Below are 21,415 nucleotides of genomic sequence, written 5' to 3'. Positions count from 1 at the left end.
AAATTAATAACCATTGATATATAGACCTTTTTTAAATAGCATTACACCTTTGTCAGTTCGATTTTTGGCAAGGTTAATTATATAGGCAACATCATAGCCTTTTAGTCTATAGTCTTGATTATCTATTGTTGAAGTCAATTCACTGCTAACGCCAAAACCGACTTTTTTGCTATTTTTTGCTTTAATTTCAAAAATGTGTGTACCTTTGAAAACATGGGATTTACAGTATTCTAGATTGTCAAAGGTACTATCAAAACATAACTCATTCAAATGAGAATAAATTTCAATTGTGTTTTGGCTAATGTTGGCAAAGACAAACTGTTGCGGTAATTGGGCAAACTTTTTTAAAGATTTTTTCGCCCCTGTTAATGCAAGGTACCCTAACCAAAATACTACCCAAGTAAATGGATTAAATAGTATCCACAACGCAGTTGTTATTAAATCATGGTTAATTTTAAATGCTAACGAGCCGATGACATAACATAAATACAATCCTATGGTGAAACAACTCAAACCAACCAAATACTGAAAATGAAACTCATTTTTACTGAGCCTTTCCTGATAAATGACAATCGGCAATATTAAGGCAGTATGGGGTTGTAAATCTTCTAATGTTTTTACCATTCATAATTACCCCATTAACCGCCACAATACAAACACCACTGCAATCACATAAAAAATCGGTGCAAGCCAGCTACTCACCTGCCAGACGGCATGACTGGCAATCATTTGCGCGATAAACAAAGACCCCACAAACCCAAGCACCGCAAGCCAATCCTGCTGACGACTTTTGAGCATATCTGAGCGAATTTGCTGTATTTCACGCAGCTGCTGGTCTTGGTGCCCGCCCAGATTTGACAGACTTTGCAAACTGTTATCCAGCAATTGTGGCATGTCATTGAGACTCAGTAACAATTCAGGTAATTGCTTGCGTAGCTCGCTAATTTTTTGCATTGGGTCAAATTGCTGCTTCACCCAGCCTGTCAAAATCGGTTTGGCGAGCGACCAGATATCAAGCTCAGGGTATAAATCTCGTCCTAGACCCTCCACATGCACTAGCGTTTTAAGCAGCAACATTAATTGCGGCGGTATATCCAAATGATAGCGACGCGCAATATCGAGCACCGACATGAGCACGCCTGCAAAATCAATGTCGTTGATTGGCTTGCTAATCATCGGTGACACGGTGCGGCGCATATCGCGCATGAGGGCATATTTATCGGTATTGGGTGGAATCCAGCCTGCCCGCGCGATGATATCTACTAGACCGGTAAAGTTATTGTTCATCACCGATAATAAAAGCCTTGCCACAATCATTTGGTCAGCTTTAGACAGCTCGCCCACGATTGAGCAATCAAGGGCGATGTAGCGGGGATTGGGATTTGGGATATCGGCTGGCAGCGTTTCAACAAACACATTGCCTGGGTGCATATCGGCATGAAAGAAATTATCCCGAAACACTTGCGTGAAAAAAATCGTTAATCCTTTTGCCGCAAGTGCCGCCCTATCATATCCAAGCGCATCAAATACTTGGGTTTGCGAAATCGGCACCCCAACAATGCGCTCCATAATCATGATGTTTTTGCTGGCTTGATACACTTCAGGCACATACATCATCGATGAACCCAAAAAGTTGTTACGCATTTGGGTGGTATTGGCAGCTTCAAGGGTTAAATCAAGCTCATTGAGCAAGACTTGCCGATAATCTTCAACGATATCGATAATATGTACGGCACGCGCCGCTTCAATCCGTGCCGATGCCCACCCTGCCAAATCGCGCAATAATTCAAAATCTTCAATAATCTGTTCACGGATGGTTGGGCGAACTATTTTGACTACTACTTCACGCCCATCATGCAGGCGTGCGGTGTGTACTTGGGCGATGGATGCCGCCGCTAACGGTGTGCCATCAAATCTAGCAAATAGCTGATTGATAGGTTGCCCCAAACCGCCTTTTTTTGTCGATTGTTCAATTTGCTCGATAACCGTATCGACACTAAAGGGTTTCACCCTGTCTTGCAGGTGCACCAACTGCTCAATAATCTCAGGGGTGACCAAATCACGACGGGTGGAAAGCAGCTGCCCTAATTTTAAAAACAGCGTGCCCATCTCTTCAAGCGCCAGCCTAACCCCGTCTGGATGGGGTTTTTGAAAATAGCTGGCAGGGTGCATACGGATAAGTTTGGCAATGGGCTCAAGCTGCGGCGTCTCTTCAATAGGCAGATGGGTATCAACACGATAATGAGCGGCAATGCGCCACAGTTGTAAAAGACGTTTGCGATGATTTAGTAACACGTTGGCAACTCGTTAGAAAGCTTATCAATGGTGGGAATTCTAGCATGATATAAGCAATTTTTTAATGGTTAAAAAAAAGACGGGGATTTAACCCGTCATTTTGATTGTGCAAAAGCGAATTTTGCAATAAATTTACTTTTGCAATCTACTTTTGCAATAAAGCCGCTTGCTGTTGCTTGATGGCATCGAGTCTGGCTTGTTCACGTTCAATATCCGCCCGCAGTTTTAGTAGCTGTTGCTTTAACTCATGGCTTACATTGTCATCAGTACTTGCACCGTTGGGTTTCCACTCTCTAATATTGGCAATATCGGCAAACATCTCTTTGGCAGGTGCAGCGATTGTGCCTTTTAGGTTGGCTAATAGATTAGACAGTTGACTTGCCATCGGCAGACCAATCAGAGGTTGCAGTTTACCAATGATATCAGGGTCAAACCCAGCAACTAACTGTTTGACTTGCATCAGCACTTTATAATCGCCCTCAATCGGCAGATTGCCTTGTGGTTCACCCATCAAATTGAGCAAATGCACAGGATTATCCACCTTGACAACACAATCAGGTTTGCTTACCACAGCGCTACCTTTAGGTTCAAAAACATCAACCGTCACAGGTTCAAAGCGGATATGGTCATCATTAAAAATCGTATCAAATTCAATGGCTGGCTCTGCCATCACTAGGCGCAAAACTTTGCCCGATAACGGTTGTAACCCTGCTTGGGTGATGGGGTCAGTGGCAATCGCTAGATTAACCACTTTTTCAATGCCTGCGAGTAGTAATACAGTAAACATCTGATTCTCTTTTAGTATATAAATTTCAGTGAGCTATTATATTTTTCGCCATCAGTTACTTTTTAAACCCACGATGTACCGCCACGATACCGCCTGTTAAGTTGTGATAATCACAATTAACAAAGCCTGCGTCTTCCATCATGCCTTTTAGGGTGCGTTGGTCTGGGTGCATACGGATAGACTCTGCCAAATACTGATAGCTTTCGCTATCATTCGCCACCAATTTACCCATGAGTGGCAATGCGGTAAATGAATACAAATCATAGACTTTACCAAATGGCTCAAACACCGGTTTTGAAAATTCTAAAATCAGCAGACGTCCGCCTTTCTTGAGCACCCGATACATCGAGCGCAGTGCCGCGTCTTTGTCGGTGACGTTGCGTAGCCCAAAGCTGATGGTCACCAAATCAAAACTTTCATCATCAAATGGTGCTAGCGTCTCAGCATTGGCAAGCACAAAATCGACGTTACTACAGCCTGCATTGAGCAGACGCTCCCGACCGACCTCTAGCATCGCTTCATTGATATCGGACAATACCACATGACCTGTGCGACCGACCTCTTTACTAAAGGCTTTTGCCAAGTCACCTGTGCCGCCTGCGATATCTAGTACCCGTTGACCTGCGCGCACGCCCGTTAAGCTTATGGCATAGCGTTTCCACAGACGATGAATACCCAGTGACATTAAATCATTCATGATGTCGTATTTTTTGGCAACAGAGGTAAACACTTCTGCTACTTTTTCTTGTTTTTCAGCTTTTTTAACGGTTTTGTAGCCAAAATGGGTTTCTTCATTGCCATCGGTGGCTTCGGTATGCGGATTGTCAATAGCTGATTTATCGAAACTGCTATGGGATTGCACTGACGACTCATTGGGGATAGCGTCATTTGGGGTAGCGGATGCAGGGCGAGTAAGCTGCTGACCTTGGGGTACGGATTCTGGCAAATCAGCTGTGCCAGTAAATTGACGGTTGATGGTGGTGTCAGCTGTCAGTGATTGTTGTACTTGGCTGTTAAGTTTATCATTGGCTTGGATGCTGTCTTTAACCAAGCTGTCTTGGATTGAATTATGGTTATTGTCGTTCATGTGGTTTCCTAGTGAAGTCATCGCCAATCAAAAATTGGCAAAGTTAAAAGCGCAAAGTTCGTGCAAATTTTTTTTCTATTTTATCACTAAACATCAAAAGGATGTTCTTTGCCAGCATGCACATTGGTAATGATTTGCAACTCTTTTTCACAAAATGGCTCGATAAATGCGCCAATACTTTTAATCGGTTTGATGGCAGCAAAGCCTTCGGCGATAAAGTCATATAATGGCTGAAAGCCTTTTTTGTACGCTGTGCCTTTGGCAAGTGAAAATGCTTTTTGTAAGATAAATGATTTAAGATATTTATCCGTGCGATAGCACATTTGTTTGAGGTCAGCAATCTGCTGGCGTCTTGCCGACTCTGCATTCACGGACCGATAGGCTTTAATCATGGATGGCTCATCCACGGATAAATGATTCTCTTGTAAATACTGCGCAAGCTGTAAATCAAGCTTAATGGCGTTAATCGCTTCGATGATACCGGCTGCCCCTGTGCTCACGGCATTGGAAGGGATAAATTTTTCTAGTTTTTCAGCCTTTTGCACCATGCGCTCTAGCTGTTCAGCGAGCACGTTGAATTTTTCGCCCCCATACAGTTGGTCAATTAAAAATTCCCCCATGGCTTGGTTGTTGGCGCTGGCAAATAAAGCTTGGTGGGTTTTATGAATACGACCGCGTTGCCAGGCTTGTACTTCACTGAGTTTTTGCGCTAACTGGGTATCGCTGTGGTATGGAAGGGCGCGGAATTGTTTTAAATCTTGTTCTAATTGGCTTAAGCTGCTCATAGGGCCTCGATTTTTTGCAAAATTTTTAAATTCAAAACAGAGAAACTGCAGTTTATCCATTGTATAAACCCACAGTAAAATGAAGTTTTGTGCCGCATTACCTTAATGTAAATCCAGCAAAAATACAAATCGTAAATTGTTCAACAATAGCATAACTGCTATCTTTTAGAAAAATGAAGCTGTCATTAGCAAAATTTCGGGTATTTCCCTAAGAAGGTCGTATGCCAACGCAAAATAGCAACAGTTTAAACAATAGCTTAGATAACAACTTAAATAACAACTTGGATAATAACAATACAGCCGCATCTGCATTCACCCATAATGCTGCCAAATCTACCAAAACCGATAACGCTTACAAAACGCCACCTGCGACGCTTGAGGCGCAATTAAGTTTTGACCTGATTACCGAGCAAACCACCCTACGCAAGCAACGGTCTGGCAAAAACTCGCGCGGGCTACTAATCTTGGTCAATGGTATGGAAAATTCGGGCAAAGGCGAAGCGGTCAAAGCGCTAACCGAATGGATGGACGCACGCTATATCAAGGTTCACGCCACCATGGGGCAGCATCCCAGCCACTACCAACCGATTTGGCAGCGTCACACATGGCAACTGCCTAGAAAGGGTGAGATTGCGGTGTATTTTGGCAACTGGTACGCTGACTTGATTCGTTATGTGTTTGACTGTGGCGATGATATAGATGAACAGCGCTTACAGCAAATGATTGAAGACATTGAGGCGTTTGAACAAGATTTGGTCAATAACAACACCGATATCGTCAAATGCTGGTTTTGGGTCGATAACAAAACCCTAAAGAAACGCTTGACTGATGAGGAGCCTGACCCTGAGCAGCTTTATCATTTGGATTGGACGCGCAAAAAAGACGTGAAACGTTTCAAACGCTTTAGCAGCAGACTGATGGGGTTACAATCAAGCTGGCACCACATAGATGGACAGGATATTGATGCCTCAAACATCCAATTTGCGAATGTTGTATTAGCAGCGCTGCAAACCATGAACCAACTAGCTGCAGCCGAGGATGCCCAAGACAACCGAGCAAAAACTGATAAATCGGTTCACCTTAAAACGGACAAAAATCCTGTTAGACCCAACCCACTGCCTTTTAAACCCACCCCTCTGATTGGTGAGTTGGTTAGCGTCGAATCCCACGCATTAGAAAAAGCAGATTATAAAAAACAACTGCATAGCAAACAACATATACTCGCTGAACTGATTCGTGAGCGAGGTCAACGCCATATCATCTTTGTCTTCGAAGGTATGGATGCAGCAGGCAAAGGCGGTGCGATACGCCGCATCATTGCCCCACTCGACCCGCGTGAATTTACCATCCACGCTATCTCTGCACCGACCGAAGATGAATTAAAACACGCCTATCTGTGGCGTTTTTGGACGCGCCTGCCCCATGATGAAATGGCAGATGTGGATATAGTGTATTTATCGCAAAAATTCAAACGCAATAAATGCATCGCCTTACTCAAAAAACGCCTGCATAATAGCCGAGTGACCATTTTTGACCGTAGTTGGTATGGTCGGGTACTCGTTGAGCGTATTGAAGGCTTTGCAAAAGAGGCAGACTGGCAACGTGCTTATGGCGAAATCAATCGCTTTGAAAACGACTTGGTACAGAGCAATGCCATTGTGGTCAAATTTTGGCTGGCTATCAGTGAAGAAGAAGAACTTAAACGCTTTAAAGCGCGTGAAGAGACGCCCAATAAGCAGTTTAAAATTACCGATGACGATTGGCGTAACCGCGCCAAATGGCATGAGTACGTGCAAGCCGCTTCCGACATGATTCATTTAACCCACCATAAAAAACGCCCGTGGTATGTGATTGCCACCGATGATAAATATACCGCAAGACTCAAAATCCTTGACGCTATTATTTCCGAGCTATCTAAAAATTTATAAAGCGCTATCTAAGAATTTATAAACTGTTAATAGTCTGCCTTTTTACTATTTTACTATATCTTAAAACTGTCTACTCAACTTGATGAAAGATAATGATTTTGGTGGACAGTTCCCCTATAATATCGTGTTTGATTTGATTATTTAGCCTGATTAGTTATCCTTAATAAATCCATCTAAACTGCAAGTGAGCAATATGGAATCTTTACGCAATTTTTTGAAAGGTTGGATGGGCAAAGCCTTGCTCGTTCTTTTTTTACTGCCTTTAGCCATCACGGGTTTTGAGTCAATTGTCCGTAGCGGAGATGACCCCAATGCTGTCGCCAAAGTTGCAGAGTTAAATATTGATAATGCTACCTTGCAAACCATGATTAACAATCGCCGCGAAACCTTGCTTGAGCAAGTGAATGGCGATGCAAGCCTACTTAATAGCGATAAATTACGTGAGCAGATGCTGCACAATTTGATTGACCGCTATTTGATTATCAACCAAGCCAACAAGCTTGGTTTTACAGTGTCCGATGCGACTATCACCCAAATGTTGATGGCAGAAAAAACCTTTCAAGACGCCAGCGGAAAATTTTCTAATGAGTTGTTTGCTGACTATTTAACCCGTCGCGGCATGACCAAAGAGCAATTATTTGATTCGGTTCGTCAAGACTTGTTAGTGACTGCCTTTAGCCGCGGTATCATTAATACAGGGATTTTTGCGCAAGGGAGTATTGATAAACTTATGTCAATGCAGTCTGAGTCGCGCCCTGTGCAAGTGCTACGTTTGGACTGGCACAGCTTTGCGCCGCAGGTGCAAGTGACACCGCAAGAGATTGCAAGTTATTATCAAAAAAATCAAGCGACACTTAAATCTAGTGACATGGTGGATTTAACTTATTTAGAACTCAATAAAAATGCCCTGCCTGTTGCTGCCCCAACAGCTCAGGAATTGCAGCAACAGTATCAAAGCTATTTGAAAAATAGCAACAACCAGACCGAATACGAATTGGCAATGATTTTAATGAATGGCGGTCAAGCACAAGCCACCTTAACCTCATTAAAAAGTAAACTTGATGCCAATCAAGCGGATTTTGCGGCGCTTGCCAAACAATACTCGCAAGATGAAGGCAGTAAAAATGATGGCGGTAATATCGGTCCGATTACCCAATCGATGTTCCCCAATGATTATGACACCATCATGACCCAAATCAAGACCTTAAAAGTCGGTCAAGTCACCAGACCCATCAAAACCAACTATGGCTATCATTTATTCAAATTGGTAAAAATCAATGGTCAAACCCCACCAACCATTGAAAGCTTGTCGCCTGTGTTAACCGAACAAGTTATGGCGCAAAAGCGTGAAGCCGCCTATCAAGATTTGATTGGTAAAATCAATAATGACGCAGTTGCTGGCGCTACTATCACCGAGCTTGCCAATCGCTATAAATTAACCGCGAAATCGATTAAAGACTACCCTAAAACCAATAACTCGTCTGCACTCAATCAACCTGCCATTGTAGCGGCGGCATTTGATCCACTGGCGCTGCAAGAAGGCAGTGTATCAGTCGGCATAGATGTCTCTGATAAAGTGGTATGGTTACAATCGACCAATCACCGCACCAGCAAACTCATGACACAAGCCGAAGCCGAACCGGTTATCAAAGCCAAGCTTATTGAAGAGAAAGCAAAAAGTTTAGCCGTGGCAGAGGCCAATGCCATCGCTGCCAAAGTCAAACAAGCCAATTCAATTGCGGCGGCGGGTGCCCCATTCCAAGATTTGGGGATTGTGACTCGTCAAGACAGCAAACTGAGCGATGACGAGCGTGGTGTGGCATTTAGTCAACCTGCTGTTAACAATCAACTAGCGGTCATGACCCGCCCTACTGTATCGGGTGCAAGCGTGATTGTTGGCGGGGTTATCAGCAATGACAACGCCCAAATCACACCGCAAGTCAAACAACAAACTGCCCAAATCGTGCGCGAAAATATCGGTCAGTCTCAGTTTGAGGATTATTTAGCATACCTAAAATCCATCACTAAAGTTACGATTAAACCGCAGACTGCTGCGCCATAATATGCTGTGAATAGATATGCGCTGAATGAGTCAGCGCCTTGTTCTAGCAATAACAAGTGTTTAACAATACGTAGCGCAATAAAAAAAGGCTTACTAACCATGATTAGTAAGCCTTTTTTTATTGGTTGGTATTAATGACTTTCAGAGGCGTGATTGATAGTATATTTTGGAATTTCAATCGTCAAATCTTGATCTTCGATGATGACTTGGCAAGACAATCTTGAATCTGGCTCTAGCCCCCAAGCGCGATCTAGCAAATCAGCTTCGATGTCGTCCATTTCCTCCAAGCTATTAAAGCCTTTTCGCACGATAACATGGCAAGTAGTACAAGCTTTTGACATATCACAAGCATGCTCAATTTTCACGCCTTTTTCTAGCAAACCACGGCATAGATTATCGCCTGCATTGAGTTCAATCTCTGCGCCAGTAGGGCAAATTTGGTGATGCGGTAATACAGTAATTTTTGGCATAGCAATCTCTTAACGATTAATAGTCTTATGTATTCAAAATTAATTTGACCAATCCGCGGTTGAAGTACCTTTCATGGTTTCATTGACCGCTTGGTTCATGATAAGTGCAGCAAAATCATCACTATGAACTTTTAGCTGCGCGCTCGCTGTTTCTAGCTGGGCTTGTTCAGCAGCATCAATCGCCTGTTGAACATCAGCCATCGAGGTTTGCAGTGCATTTTTCTGCGCATCGGTTAATAAAAAGCCAAATTCTGCAAGCGCGGATGCTAGCGCCAACAATTCTCGTTTTGCTTCTACCTGACTTTCAATCAAGCTACGCTGCAGTCGATCTTGCATGGCAAAATCAAAGCCTGCTTTGAGCAGTTTTTCCTGCTCATCTTCTGACAACCCGTAAGACGGCTTGACTTGAATTTGGCTTGCTTTGCCCGTTGTCAACTCTTTAGCCCAGACGGTTAACTGACCATTGGCATCAATTTGAAAAGTGACTTCGATACGCGCTAACCCTGCTTTCATCGCTGGAATATCAGTCAGTTTAAACTGCCCTAACGAGCGATTGTCAGCCACTGTATCACGTTCACCTTGTACCACATGGATAATCATACCATTTTGGTTATCTTGATAGGTTGTGAATACCTGTTTACGCGTCACAGGAATGGGCGTGTTACGCGGAATAATCACTTCGGTGAGACCGCCCATAGTCTCAAGCCCCAAGGATAAAGGCGTGACATCAAGCAGCAACACCGTATCTTGCTGTTGTCCAATTAATTGGTCAGCATATTTGGCTGCGCCTAACGCGACGACTTCATCGGGATTGATGCGTGACAGGGGCGATTGGTTAAACGTTTCTGCTACGATTTGCTGAATCAATGGCATTCGTGTCGAACCACCTACCAATACCACTTCATCAAGCTGGGACGTCTCAAGTCCAGCATCACGTAATACTTGCGCACAAACCGCTAATGTACGGTCAGTCACAGGCTGGATGATTTGACGAAGATTGCTTTGGGTTAACACAATGTCAAAAGCTTGACCGTTGATTGAAAGCTCGGCAGTCACTTGGTCTGCTTTTGACAACTGTTCTTTGAGGGTGCGAGCCTGTACGTTTAGCAGTTGTTTTTGATGGTTATCAATGTTTGATGGATGCAAGCCTGTTTGTTGAATCAGCCAATTAGCAATCAGGCGGTCAATATCATCGCCACCCAGTGCGCTATTGCCGCCCGTTGCCAGTACTTCATACACCCCGTGATTGAGCTTTAACACCGATACATCAAACGTGCCGCCGCCCAAATCATAAATGAGGTGATAAGCTTCGTCTTGTCCTTGGTTCAGCCCATACGCCATCGCGGCAGCCGTCGGCTCGTTTAATAAGCGAATCACATGAATGCCTGCCAATTTAGCCGCATCTTTGGTCGCTTGGCGCTGTGCTTCATCAAAATAAGCCGGCACCGTAATCACCGCACCCACAATACTATTGTCAGGTAACGCCAATTTTGCTCGGTCATACAGATGTTTTAACAGGATACTTGATACTTCAACAGGATTTTTGGCACCTTGTGGGGTTTGGATACTTGGCATGACATCGACATCACCGACTAATTCATAGGGATGATTGAACTTAATATCCTTGATGCTTCGACCCATAAACCGTTTGACCGAGCGTACAGTATGATCTGGTGCTTGTTCTGCCATTGCTTCAGCATGAATACCTACCAAAGTTTCTGGATTGCCATTGTCATCTAAGCCAAAATACACCACCGAGGGTAAAAGCTTTTGGCAATCGATACCTTTTACCTGATTAGCAATTTGACTGTCGTCATTGTCATTGGCGTTATTGTCACTGGATTGACATTCGCTAACTTTATCGCCAATCACTTGTGGCTCGCCTGAACGAACTACCGCTACCAGTGAGCGCGTGGTTCCTAAATCAATTCCTAAAGCAAAACGATGCGCATGGGGCTTGGCACTTTGATTGGGTTCAGCGATTTGTAATAACGACATAAATTGGACCAATTAAAAAATAGAAAAAATAATTTGAAAATAAAACTAGCTTAGTTTATATCTTTAGCTTAGTTTGTATCTTTATAGAAAGTCAAAACGGATGGTATTATAAATTAAAAACATGATAAACCAAATAAAACTTAACCACTGCTACGACAACTTACCCTTTAATCATGATTTACACGTACAGATCGGCATCATTATCAAAATTCTGCTTGGCTAATTCATCGGTGGTTTTTGCCACATCTGCTTGCAGTTTAACCAAAAACTGCAGTTTTTGAATGATATCTATCGCTTGTTTAGTTAAGGCATCATCATTGGCCTCAGCTGCGACTGAGTTATCAATTTTTTGATAAATTTCGTCAAAAGCAAGTTGATAATTATTCAGCCATTCGGTAAGTTTTTTGCTAAGCAAGGTAATACTTTGGCTATCAGCATTGTCTAAATCGATGCGAAATGACATGGCATCGTCTAAAAAGTCCAAATCACGAATCGGCTGATTAATAGATTGTGAAATGCCTTTGAGTGCCAATAAATGTGACGCGCGAGAGTCGGGGTTTTTAAGCGTATTGTAGGCTTCATTAATAATAGCAGACGCTTGCTCAGGCTTTAGTGCGGATAATTTGGCGATTGATTCATGCAAAAAACCATCGGTATTAGCAGATAGCGAAAGGTTTTGCTCAGCTATAGACGCATCAAGATTGTTATCAGGATGGAACTTAGATTGAAGTTGGTGAAGGGTCTGCTGAAGCTTGGCGATATCAATTTGATATTGTTGGGGTACATTCATCAATTCAAAATAATTAACCATCTTCAACTTCCCCTACCGAGCCATCACTATACTGACAAAAAAATATTAAAAACTAAACGGTGAAAGATTCACCACAGCCACACTCACCTTTTTGGTTTGGATTACTAAATTTAAAGCCTTCATTGAGACCTTCTTTGACAAAATCCATTTTCAAACCATTAAGATAAACTAAGCTTTTTGGATCGATAAATACACTAATCCCATTGCTTTCAAAACGTTGGTCGTTAGGATCTGGCTCATCGACAAATTCCAGCACATAAGCTAAGCCAGAACAACCTGCGGTACGGATACCTACACGGATACCTTCCCCATGACCACGGTTTTGCAAAAACTCGCGTACATGTTGAGCTGCATCGTTTGATAATTCAATCACTTTACTACCCCATTTACTCATTTCAATCTGCAATCATTTCAATTTTTAGGCCAGTCACTCTGAGCGACTCACACACAGTCTTATTGAGGATGAATCAATAAGACTGTTACAATCGTGAAATCAATCAAGCTTCAGCTTTGGATTTATAATCTTCAATCGCTGCTTTAATGGCGTCTTCTGCCAGCACTGAGCAGTGCACTTTAACAGGCGGCAGTGCCAACTCTTCAGCAATATCTTTGTTTTTAATCGTGCTAGCTTCATCCAGGGTTTTGCCTTTAAGCCATTCTGTAACCAATGAGCTTGAGGCAATGGCTGAACCGCAGCCATAGGTTTTAAAGCGCGCATCTTCAATGATACCGTTATCACCCACTTGGATTTGCAGGCGCATCACATCACCACACGCTGGCGCGCCAACCATACCGGTACCGACATTTTTGGCATCTTTATCTAAGTTTCCCACATTGCGTGGATTTTCATAATGGTCAAGCACTTTATCACTGTAGGCCATTTCATTTTCCTTTTGGCTGGTTACGTCAAACGTAACTGACTAATCTTTACTTATTAAATTAAATAAATTTCTAATGGAAATTAATTTTTAATACAAATTAATGTTCGTTCCATTCCACACTATTTAAATCAACGCCTTCTTGGTACATATCCCAAAGCGGTGATAAAGCGCGTAATTTTTCAACCGCAGTTCGCATCTCAGCAATTGCATGGTCAACATCTTCTTCGGTGGTATAACGTCCCAAACTAAAACGAATTGAACTGTGAGCAAGCTCATCTGACAATCCAATCGCGCGTAATACGTACGAAGGCTCAAGCGTAGCTGACGTACAAGCAGAACCCGACGACACGGCAAAATCTTTCAATGACATCATCAACGATTCGCCTTCTACAAAGTTAAAGCTGATGTTGACGATATTTGGAATACTGTGATTCATGTCACCATTAAGATAAATTTCATCAAGCTCTTTTAAGCCATCCCAAAGGCGTTGACGCAGTTTTGTCAGTCTGGCTTCATCTTCTGCCATACGTTTGCCCGCAATGGCAAAGGCTTCACCCATTCCCACAATCTGATGCGTTGCCAAAGTACCTGAACGCATACCACGCTCATGACCGCCACCTTGCATTTGTGATTTTAGACGCACACGTGGTTTACGGCGAACATATAAAGCACCAATACCTTTAGGACCATAAATTTTATGGGCAGAAAAACTCATCAAATCAACTTTTAATTGCTCTAAATCAATCGGAGTTTTACCGGCTGCCTGCGCCGCATCGACATGAAAAATAATACCTTTTTCACGTGTGATTTCACCAATCGCCGCAACATCTGTTAAAGTGCCAAGTTCGTTGTTCACCATCATTAGGGTCACTAAAATAGTATCTTCACGAATAGCGTCTTTGACTTGGTCAACCGTGATCAGACCTGTCTTTGGCTGTGGGTCTAGATAGGTAATTTCAAAACCTTCAGTTTCTAATTCACGACAGACGTCTAGCACAGCTTTGTGTTCAATTTTACTGGTAATAATATGTTTGCCTTTACCACTATAAAATTGCGCCGCCCCTTTAATCGCCAAATTGTCTGACTCAGTAGCCCCTGAAGTAAACACGATTTCACGTGAATCGGCGTTGATTAACTCCGCGATTTGCTCACGGGCGGTTTCAACCGCTTCTTCAGCTTGCCAACCAAACCCGTGCGAACGCGAGGCAGGATTACCAAACACACCATCAAAGGTCATGTATTTCATCATCTTTTGGGCGACTTGCTCATCAATTGGTGTGGTCGCGGCATAATCTAAATAGACTAATTTATTCATGCTAACAAATTCTCCCCAGAATTTTGTTTTAAGGTTTTGCTGTTATCAGCTAATGAATGATTATTACTAATATTACTAACTTTAGTGGTGCTATGCTTGGCTCGTTGCGATACGGGTGCCTCTGTCATCGGGTTTACCGCAGATTGATCCTTATGCTGCATATCTTCAACCATCAAAATTTGACGCTCAGAAATTTCACGAATAATTTGACGATTAATAAGTGTATCTAGTGTCACGGTGGACAAATAGTTTTCAATTTGCTCAGACAATCCATTCCATAAATCATGGGTTAAACACATGGCGCCGTCTTGGCAGTTGCCCTTACCTTCGCAAGCTCTAGCATCCACCGACTCATCAACTGCTGAAATAATGGTCATAATCGAGATTTCATTGATGGGCTTGGCAATATGGTAACCACCTGACGCACCGCGAGTGCTCACGACCAACCCTTTTTTACGCAGCTTTGAAAACAACTGCTCAAGATAAGAAATTGAAATCTCTTGACGTTTTGCGATATCAGACAATGACACAGCCAATTCATGTTTTTGCTCTTGCAATGCCAAATCTAGCAGCGCTGTCACTGCATAGCGTCCTCGGGTTGTCAATCGCATAGTAGCCCCACTTAAGTTAAAAATTTAAATCTGTTCAAGCACAGTAAGCTGTGAAAACACGTTTTATGGTTGGTATGGCTATTATATGAAAATCCGAGTCTTTTAGTCAAGATTAATTCTTACTAAAACACTCGGATTTATTTATTTCTCGGATTTATTTACTCAATGATAAGCGATTTTTTATCAAAGCAATTTTTTATCAAAGTAATATAGGAGAATGGGTGTTATTTTACTGCCCAACCAATCGCACAAATGATGAATAATACAAAAAATGCGATTGCCGCGCGTTTCATCCATTTATTTTTACTGTTTAATTCTAAAATTTGTGCTTCAAGCGCTGTTTTTTGTAGATTTGCAGCGTTGACTTGGCTATTGAGTGCCTCGACTTGTTGTTTATAGTCAGCATCGGTTTTGATAGGTTTTTTGACTTTTTGCTTGTCTTTATCGCCTTTGACTGCTTTTGTGATGACTTGTAATAGCTGATTGATACCAATTTGATGTAAAAAAGCCTTCACCTCTGCCATCTTTTGTGCTTCGCCGCGGATTTGTAGCTGCTCGATGGCTTTGGGCTGGTTGGTAAATAAATTCTGGGCGATTTGCCAAGTAAAGCCATTGATGGTCACATCGACCTGCTGAGAAGGCTGTAATTGACTGTCTAACAAAATGCCGTTAACGGTAAAAGTCACATAAAAAGTGACGTTTGGGATATAAGCGTGAATACGAACGACAGTATTGGTCGTGGCTAAAGGATAAACAGTCTTACGAAGATCTGCATCAAAACGTAGCAACAGGGTCAGCAAGGTTTCAATAATCACTAATACAACATTGAGCGCTGTCGTGGCTATATTGGTTGGGGCATTGGTCGAAGTTTGAAAATTATCGTTCATTAAATTTCCACAAAATTAATCAAATATGGGTTTTGTAATTTATCGATAGTGTAACTTTAAAAGGGTATTAATAACATTAATTATTGTAAGTCTGGTACAAAACACTGTCAGGCGCTGAGTATTAGTCAAGAAATCATTGCGAGATTGATTTTTAGCCACTTTTATTCACTATAGCTGTATATATCAATTTTTAGCGGTTTTTGTTGAAATAAAATGTTATCGTTTGGTGTGCCAACCGCTATATTTTGCAAAAACACGTTAATCAATGCTTAATTGCACAGAAATTATGATTAAACTGCTTGTGAAGCCGCTTGAGTTTACTTATAATCGAATCATAATTACTTATGCAGCACTTGATACTCAAGGCTTTGAGCCTAATTACTTGTCAAGCGTATGCTTTGTATATATAACGTTTATTTTCATCCCTAAAAATTTGAAGGATATTCTTATGAATAAGTCAGAATTAGTTGATAGCATTGCTAAAAAAAGTGGTCTTTCTAAAGCCCAATCAACTGAAGCATTAAATGCCTTTATCGCAACGATTGGCGAAGCGATGAAAGCCAATGATACCGTGTCACTGGTTGGCTTTGGTACGTTTAGCGTAAAAGAACGCCAAGCACGTACAGGTCGTAACCCACAGACTAAAGAAGAAATCCAAATCCCAGCAAGCAAAGTCCCAAGCTTTAAAGCAGGTAAAAGTTTAAAAGATATCGTTAATTAATTAACCCTTATCTCTTTATAGCTGAAAAAGCGTATTTTTAATTAAATACGCTTTTTTATTGCCTATTATTTCCTTGCTAAGTATAAAAACTAAACTATAAAAACTGGGCAAAAACTTAAGTAAAAAACCACTATTTTTACATAGTGGTTTTTTATTTTATAAACTATAGTTAACCTATTTTGGCACCGTAATGGTTTGACCCACTTTTAGCGACGCCGTTGGTGACAAGTTATTTAAACTAGCCAACTCTTTAGGGCTGACGCCAAAGCGTCCTGCCAAAGAAATTAAGCCTTCGCCTGCTTTGACTTTATAAGTTGTTGTGGTTTTCGGAATTTTGATATTTTGACCAATCAATAACGACTCATTACCTTTTAAGTTATTTAAAGCGGCAAGTTCACTTTTAGAAACGCCATATTTCGCACTCAAGTTTGTCAGACTATCACCTGATTTTACTTGGTAGCCTTGTGCCTCACCACGACTATATTTACTTACTGGCTTTGACGCTGCCTTGTTATCATCCTCTGATTGGGCGTCTTTGGCTGCTTTGATCTCTTTTTTTGTTTCTTTTTTGCTTTCGGGTTTCGCAGAGTCGCGTTTGACGGTAGGTTCGCGGGTCGCTGTCACACTAGCCACCGTACCCAATCCCGTTTGAGGAATAACCAGTTTTTGCCCTTGAATTAAGTTGGCGGTCGGTTTTAGATAATTGGCTTTGGCCAAGTCTGCTACCGCTAAATCAAAGTTATTGGCGACGCTACCTAAGCTATCACCTGGGCGTACCGTGTAGTTAATCGATTTGCCAGCTAGCGCATATTTGACCTTTTCAACTGTGACAGGCACGATGATGACTTGCCCTTTTTGCACACGATAATTGGTGTTAAAACCGTTGACATCGGCAATGTCTTTGGGCGATACGGACAGTCGATCAGCGATACCCGACAAGGTATCACCCGTCTGAACCGTATAACGACTTGATACCGGTTGCACTTCAGCTCTAGCAGGGGCAGGCTTTTGCGCTGCGGGCTGTGCCACTGGCGGCTCTGGCATTTTGTCTGGAATTAACCACAAGTTTTGGTTGGTACGCACTTGATAAGTGACTGGTAAATTATTGAATTTTGCTAACTCACTGACATTTAGATCAAACTTGTCGGCGATGCCTGTCAAGGTATCCCCCGCTTGCACGATATAGCTATTGGCTTTACGTTTTGGCGATTCTGCTACTTTGGGTTCGATAGGCTTGGCGTTGTATAAGTAAAGTGTTGAACCTGCTAGCAAGGCAGCATTTGGGTCAATTTGGTTCCATTCAGCGATATCTCGCCAATTTACACCCATGCGACTGGCGATATTTGCCAAGGTGTCGCCAGCTTTGACTTGATAGGTGCTGCGTGTGCCACTTGGACGTTTTTTGGCAGCTTGCTTGCTAACTGTGACAGCTTTGCTTTCACTGGTGGTATTGGATTTGCTCGTGGTCGCTTGCGCCGTGCTTGGGACTTTGCCATTTAAGCTCGACGCTTGGGTAATTTTGACCTCTTTTGGCAACACCACTGGCGGTTCTTCGTAACTGAGTTTTTTGGTTTCGCCTTTGGCTTCTAGCACAGATTGCTGAGTCTGAATAGCATTGAGCTTGATATTACCATCGGTAGGGTTAATCGCTTGCTCTACTTGGGGTGCGGTTTTTTCAATTTCTTTAGCAATCAAGTTACGCTCTTGATTGGATAAAGGCGGCTCTTGCACCACGGTGTTGTTGGCAGTAACAACGGCTGAAGTGGTTGGTAATGTATTGGTAGACTGCATTTCAGCGGTCACTATTTTTTGCTCAGTGGCGGTAATCGGTGGTTCTTTGATTACTGTATTGCGGCTTTGGATACTTGACGTACTAGGAATGGGGGCGATATAAGTCGTGGTTTGGTTTTTAACCATACTAGTTGCCATCGCCGCCAAATCGCTGCTAGACGATGGCAAGTTAACTGTTTCTTTTTTGCTATAGGCTTGTTTGGCGGCACTGAGTGAATCACCCTGACTTGTGGTTGTATTTCGGGTTTGGTTGCCAGAGTTTGTGGTCGGTGTGTTATAAGTCGGTGTAACAGTTTTAGGCGTGACATAGCTATTGTTTGCCAAATAACCTTGTTGACTCATATAACCATTACCGCGTAATTGGGTGATTTTACGGTCAACTGACTCATTGAGATCATTGGGAATCAAAATACGGCTTGGGCCCGACATATCTACCGTACCTGCAATCAACGCAGGATTTAGGGCGCGCAGTTCATCGTAGCTTACGCCTGTCAGACTGCCAATTTCATACAAGCTCACGCCAACATTGGCAGGGACACTTCTAAAATGCTGACGGTTCGCAATTGCGGGTAAATACACATTGTAGGTACTCGGATTTTTGACAATTTGCGCCACTGCCAAAAATCGAGGGACATAGTTCATCGTTTCAGTAGGTAACTTAAGCGACCAATAATCCGTTGGTAGACCACGTGCTGCATTATAATTAATCGCGGATTGGACACGGCCTGGACCGGCATTGTACGCTGCCAATGCCAACTCCCAACTCCCAAATTGGTTATACAAGGCGGTCAAAAAGTCATAAGCGGCACGGGTTGACTCAATCACATCACGGCGACCATCAAAGGTGCTGGTTTGATTCAACCCATAAATACGGCCTGTACTTGGAATAAACTGCCATAACCCTGCAGCAGACGCGTTACTATTGGCATTGGGGTCATAAGAGCTTTCAATGACAGGCAATAATGCCAGTTCGGTTGGAATATTGCGACGTTCAGCTTCGCGCACTGTGTAGTATAAATAGCGGCTAGCACGCGCTGTTAATCGGTTTAGATAGTCTTGGCGGCTAATAAACCAACTTTTTTGCGCTTCAATACGCGGATCGTACACATTGGAGTTCATACGAAAATTGACGCGCAGTCTATCCCACAAATTACCATAGCGCTGAACCAACAAAGCGTTATTCTCTACCATGGTCATGTCGGTGGCTTCAAGCAGGCCTTCAAGTTCATCCAAACTATCCATGTCCAGTAGGGCTGCATTTTCTTGCGCGCTATGCACCGTGCTTTTGCTGTGACTGGATGATCCAATCATGGGTTTACCCGCTGGACTGTTGGTGCTGGTTGGCGCACTGCTACAGGCTGCCAAAATAATAGAGGAAATAGCTAAACTTAATGGTTTGATAGTTTTTTTTGATGAATGGCTTATCGAAAGCAACATGATAATTCCTAGCTCTTTTTTGCAATTTAGATGTAGGACATATACCCATCTCATAGCGTAACACTATGAAAGAATATAAGCTAAAATTTGACATTATAAATAAAAAAACGGCTGTGATTTCAAGCCAGTGAAATTAAATATTGGCTGAAATTATACTAGAATCCATAAAAAAAGTGGCACAAAACTTTTGCACCACCCTGTTTAACACCACTTTTAATACCACTAACTTAGTGCTTTTCAATTACAAGCTGGCTAATCGCCCTAGACAATAACACCGAATTACCGCTTTCAGCAAAGGTAATACGTGAAGTTGTTACTAAACGTGTCGTCACGTTATTTTCGACGATGACTTCTGTTGTTATCGCATCTGCTTTGGCACGGTTACCGCTAATTACCACATTGTTTAATTGGATATCATAGCCATATCGCGTTGCTTTTGACCAGTTGTTTTGCAGCAGGTTTAGATAATTGCTTTTATTTAAAGTGGTGGTTTTTCCTTTACGCGACACGGATATCAAGGCATCATCTGCCACTAGGCTTGCAACGCGCGAAATACTTTTAGCATTTGCTGCAGCCGCCATTGCAGTACCGTAATTGTCGATATCACGCTGGGTGATTTCAGCGTTTGCCAGCGTTGGGACGGTTAACGAAGTCGCCATGACTAACCCTAACCATAATTTTGACTTTACTTGCTTTCGGATTTTATCAATCGGTTGAAAATTTAACGTGATACTCATGAGATTTTCCTTCAATTGGTAACACCCAATTGTTTGACCCTAAAAGAAATAATTTGTTACAACTAAGCATAGCATAACCATTAACTTTATTGTTACTTCATTGTTAATAATCAAGCATAAAATAGTGAATAACCCCAATAAAACCCTGTGACCCTCCTATCCAAAACTATCCAAAATCGCTGGATTGCCAAATCAATCATCGTTTTTACAGCGGTGAATTATTTCACCAAACAAGGGTTAATCATTTATTAATTTCGCTAAATCGGTTATCATTACAGGTTGTTTTTACCACCATTTTATGACTAAATCTCAATTGAAGGGTATTTCAACTATGCTACTTACCGCTATTTTAGCATTTATCCAATCTGCCCATGCGGAAGGTGCGGCGGCAGCGCCTACTGGAACGGGTGCTTCCACCATTATGCAAATGCTATTGCCATTGGCTTTTTTTGCTATTTTTTACTTCATTATTATCCGACCACAAAGCCGTCGTAACAAAGAGCATCGCCAAATGATTGATGCCATTAAAGAAGGCAATGAAGTGGTATTTGCCGGTGGCTTGATGGGGAAAATCAAAAAGCTTCAAGGTGAATATGCGGTTGTGGCATTAAACACTACCCAAGAGGTGATGGTGCAACGTGCCTCAATCATTTCGGTATTGCCTGTGGGTACCATTGATAGTCTTAAATAATTGCTGATGCAGCTCACCTGTCAGGTTGGCGACCTAGCATTCTGTTAAGTTGCCAACTGGTTATTATAATATTGTACTGCCTTGTTGATCGCGGTTAATAGCCCTACGGTTAATAGACCTA

Annotated in this window: 18 protein-coding genes and 1 pseudogene; 4 read left to right on the top strand and 15 right to left on the bottom strand. The window is 42.3% G+C overall.

Features of this window, described 5'->3' with window-relative positions:
- Positions 1–3: 3 nt before the first annotated feature.
- The 5 genes from RT064_RS01525 to RT064_RS01505 form a co-directional block, all read right to left on the bottom strand.
- Positions 4–624 carry a hypothetical protein gene (locus RT064_RS01525; protein WP_313060558.1) on the bottom strand — a complete coding sequence of 207 codons (621 nt, stop codon included), beginning with the start codon at positions 622–624 and terminating at the stop codon, positions 4–6.
- A gap of 6 nt (positions 625–630) precedes the next feature.
- Positions 631–2,295, bottom strand: a complete 1,665-nt coding sequence (locus RT064_RS01520; RefSeq protein ID WP_313060556.1) for an ABC1 kinase family protein — start codon at positions 2,293–2,295, stop codon at positions 631–633.
- A gap of 145 nt (positions 2,296–2,440) precedes the next feature.
- Positions 2,441–3,082 (bottom strand): ubiquinone biosynthesis accessory factor UbiJ, encoded by a 642-nt coding sequence (locus RT064_RS01515; protein ID WP_313060555.1) that lies wholly within the window; start codon positions 3,080–3,082, stop codon positions 2,441–2,443.
- 55 nt (positions 3,083–3,137) lie between these two features.
- Complete coding sequence (gene ubiE, locus RT064_RS01510; protein ID WP_313060554.1) at positions 3,138–4,169, bottom strand: bifunctional demethylmenaquinone methyltransferase/2-methoxy-6-polyprenyl-1,4-benzoquinol methylase UbiE; 1,032 nt, start codon at positions 4,167–4,169, stop codon at positions 3,138–3,140.
- 86 nt (positions 4,170–4,255) lie between these two features.
- Entirely contained in the window at positions 4,256–4,954 is a 699-nt protein-coding gene (locus RT064_RS01505) for a DUF8198 family protein (RefSeq protein ID WP_313060552.1), read from the bottom strand.
- Between the two features lie 221 nt (positions 4,955–5,175).
- Between RT064_RS01505 and RT064_RS01500 the strand changes: the two genes are divergently transcribed.
- Both RT064_RS01500 and RT064_RS01495 read left to right on the top strand, forming a co-directional pair.
- Positions 5,176–6,882, top strand: a complete 1,707-nt coding sequence (locus RT064_RS01500) for an ATPase (RefSeq protein ID WP_313060549.1) — start codon at positions 5,176–5,178, stop codon at positions 6,880–6,882.
- 193 nt (positions 6,883–7,075) lie between these two features.
- Entirely contained in the window at positions 7,076–8,944 is a 1,869-nt protein-coding gene (locus RT064_RS01495) for a SurA N-terminal domain-containing protein (protein WP_313060547.1), read from the top strand.
- Between the two features lie 131 nt (positions 8,945–9,075).
- Here RT064_RS01495 and fdx read toward each other — a convergent pair whose 3' ends face one another.
- The 8 genes and pseudogenes from fdx to RT064_RS01455 form a co-directional block, all read right to left on the bottom strand.
- Positions 9,076–9,414, bottom strand: coding sequence for an ISC system 2Fe-2S type ferredoxin (gene fdx, locus RT064_RS01490; protein WP_313060545.1), 339 nt, complete (start codon positions 9,412–9,414; stop codon positions 9,076–9,078).
- A 39-nt stretch (positions 9,415–9,453) separates the two neighbouring features.
- Entirely contained in the window at positions 9,454–11,412 is a 1,959-nt protein-coding gene (gene hscA / locus RT064_RS01485) for a Fe-S protein assembly chaperone HscA (protein WP_313060542.1), read from the bottom strand.
- A gap of 178 nt (positions 11,413–11,590) precedes the next feature.
- Positions 11,591–12,223, bottom strand: coding sequence for a Fe-S protein assembly co-chaperone HscB (locus tag RT064_RS01480; protein WP_313060541.1), 633 nt, complete (start codon positions 12,221–12,223; stop codon positions 11,591–11,593).
- A gap of 52 nt (positions 12,224–12,275) precedes the next feature.
- Positions 12,276–12,617 (bottom strand): iron-sulfur cluster assembly protein IscA, encoded by a 342-nt coding sequence (gene iscA / locus RT064_RS01475; RefSeq protein ID WP_313060539.1) that lies wholly within the window; start codon positions 12,615–12,617, stop codon positions 12,276–12,278.
- A gap of 103 nt (positions 12,618–12,720) precedes the next feature.
- Complete coding sequence (gene iscU / locus RT064_RS01470; RefSeq protein WP_100269949.1) at positions 12,721–13,104, bottom strand: Fe-S cluster assembly scaffold IscU; 384 nt, start codon at positions 13,102–13,104, stop codon at positions 12,721–12,723.
- A gap of 97 nt (positions 13,105–13,201) precedes the next feature.
- Positions 13,202–14,419 (bottom strand): IscS subfamily cysteine desulfurase, encoded by a 1,218-nt coding sequence (locus RT064_RS01465; RefSeq protein WP_313060536.1) that lies wholly within the window; start codon positions 14,417–14,419, stop codon positions 13,202–13,204.
- Positions 14,420–14,598: 179 nt separating this feature from the next.
- Positions 14,599–15,030: pseudogene (locus tag RT064_RS01460) on the bottom strand (Rrf2 family transcriptional regulator); the annotation flags it as partial.
- Between the two features lie 224 nt (positions 15,031–15,254).
- Positions 15,255–15,917, bottom strand: coding sequence for a hypothetical protein (locus RT064_RS01455; RefSeq protein ID WP_313060533.1), 663 nt, complete (start codon positions 15,915–15,917; stop codon positions 15,255–15,257).
- Positions 15,918–16,365: 448 nt separating this feature from the next.
- Between RT064_RS01455 and RT064_RS01450 the strand changes: the two genes are divergently transcribed.
- On the top strand, positions 16,366–16,638 hold the full coding sequence (locus tag RT064_RS01450) for an HU family DNA-binding protein (RefSeq protein ID WP_099808014.1): 273 nt from the start codon (positions 16,366–16,368) through the stop codon (positions 16,636–16,638).
- 174 nt (positions 16,639–16,812) lie between these two features.
- Here the strand turns inward: RT064_RS01450 and RT064_RS01445 are convergent, their stop codons facing one another.
- Together RT064_RS01445 and RT064_RS01440 are read right to left on the bottom strand one after the other, a co-directional pair.
- The gene (locus tag RT064_RS01445; RefSeq protein ID WP_313060530.1) at positions 16,813–19,866 is read right to left on the bottom strand and encodes a lytic transglycosylase; all 3,054 of its coding nucleotides are present in this window, start codon (positions 19,864–19,866) and stop codon (positions 16,813–16,815) included.
- Between the two features lie 227 nt (positions 19,867–20,093).
- Complete coding sequence (locus RT064_RS01440; RefSeq protein ID WP_313060527.1) at positions 20,094–20,603, bottom strand: hypothetical protein; 510 nt, start codon at positions 20,601–20,603, stop codon at positions 20,094–20,096.
- Between the two features lie 346 nt (positions 20,604–20,949).
- Here RT064_RS01440 and yajC point away from each other — a divergent pair, with 346 nt between their 5' ends.
- Positions 20,950–21,294: a preprotein translocase subunit YajC gene (gene yajC, locus RT064_RS01435; RefSeq protein ID WP_081454568.1), complete on the top strand. Its 345-nt coding sequence runs from the start codon at positions 20,950–20,952 to the stop codon at positions 21,292–21,294.
- Positions 21,295–21,415: the final 121 nt, after the last annotated feature.

This window comes from Moraxella sp. CTOTU49097, assembly GCF_032064105.1.
Classification (GTDB): domain Bacteria; phylum Pseudomonadota; class Gammaproteobacteria; order Pseudomonadales; family Moraxellaceae; genus Faucicola; species Faucicola osloensis_B.
This window is presented reverse-complemented; position numbering and strand designations above follow the sequence as displayed.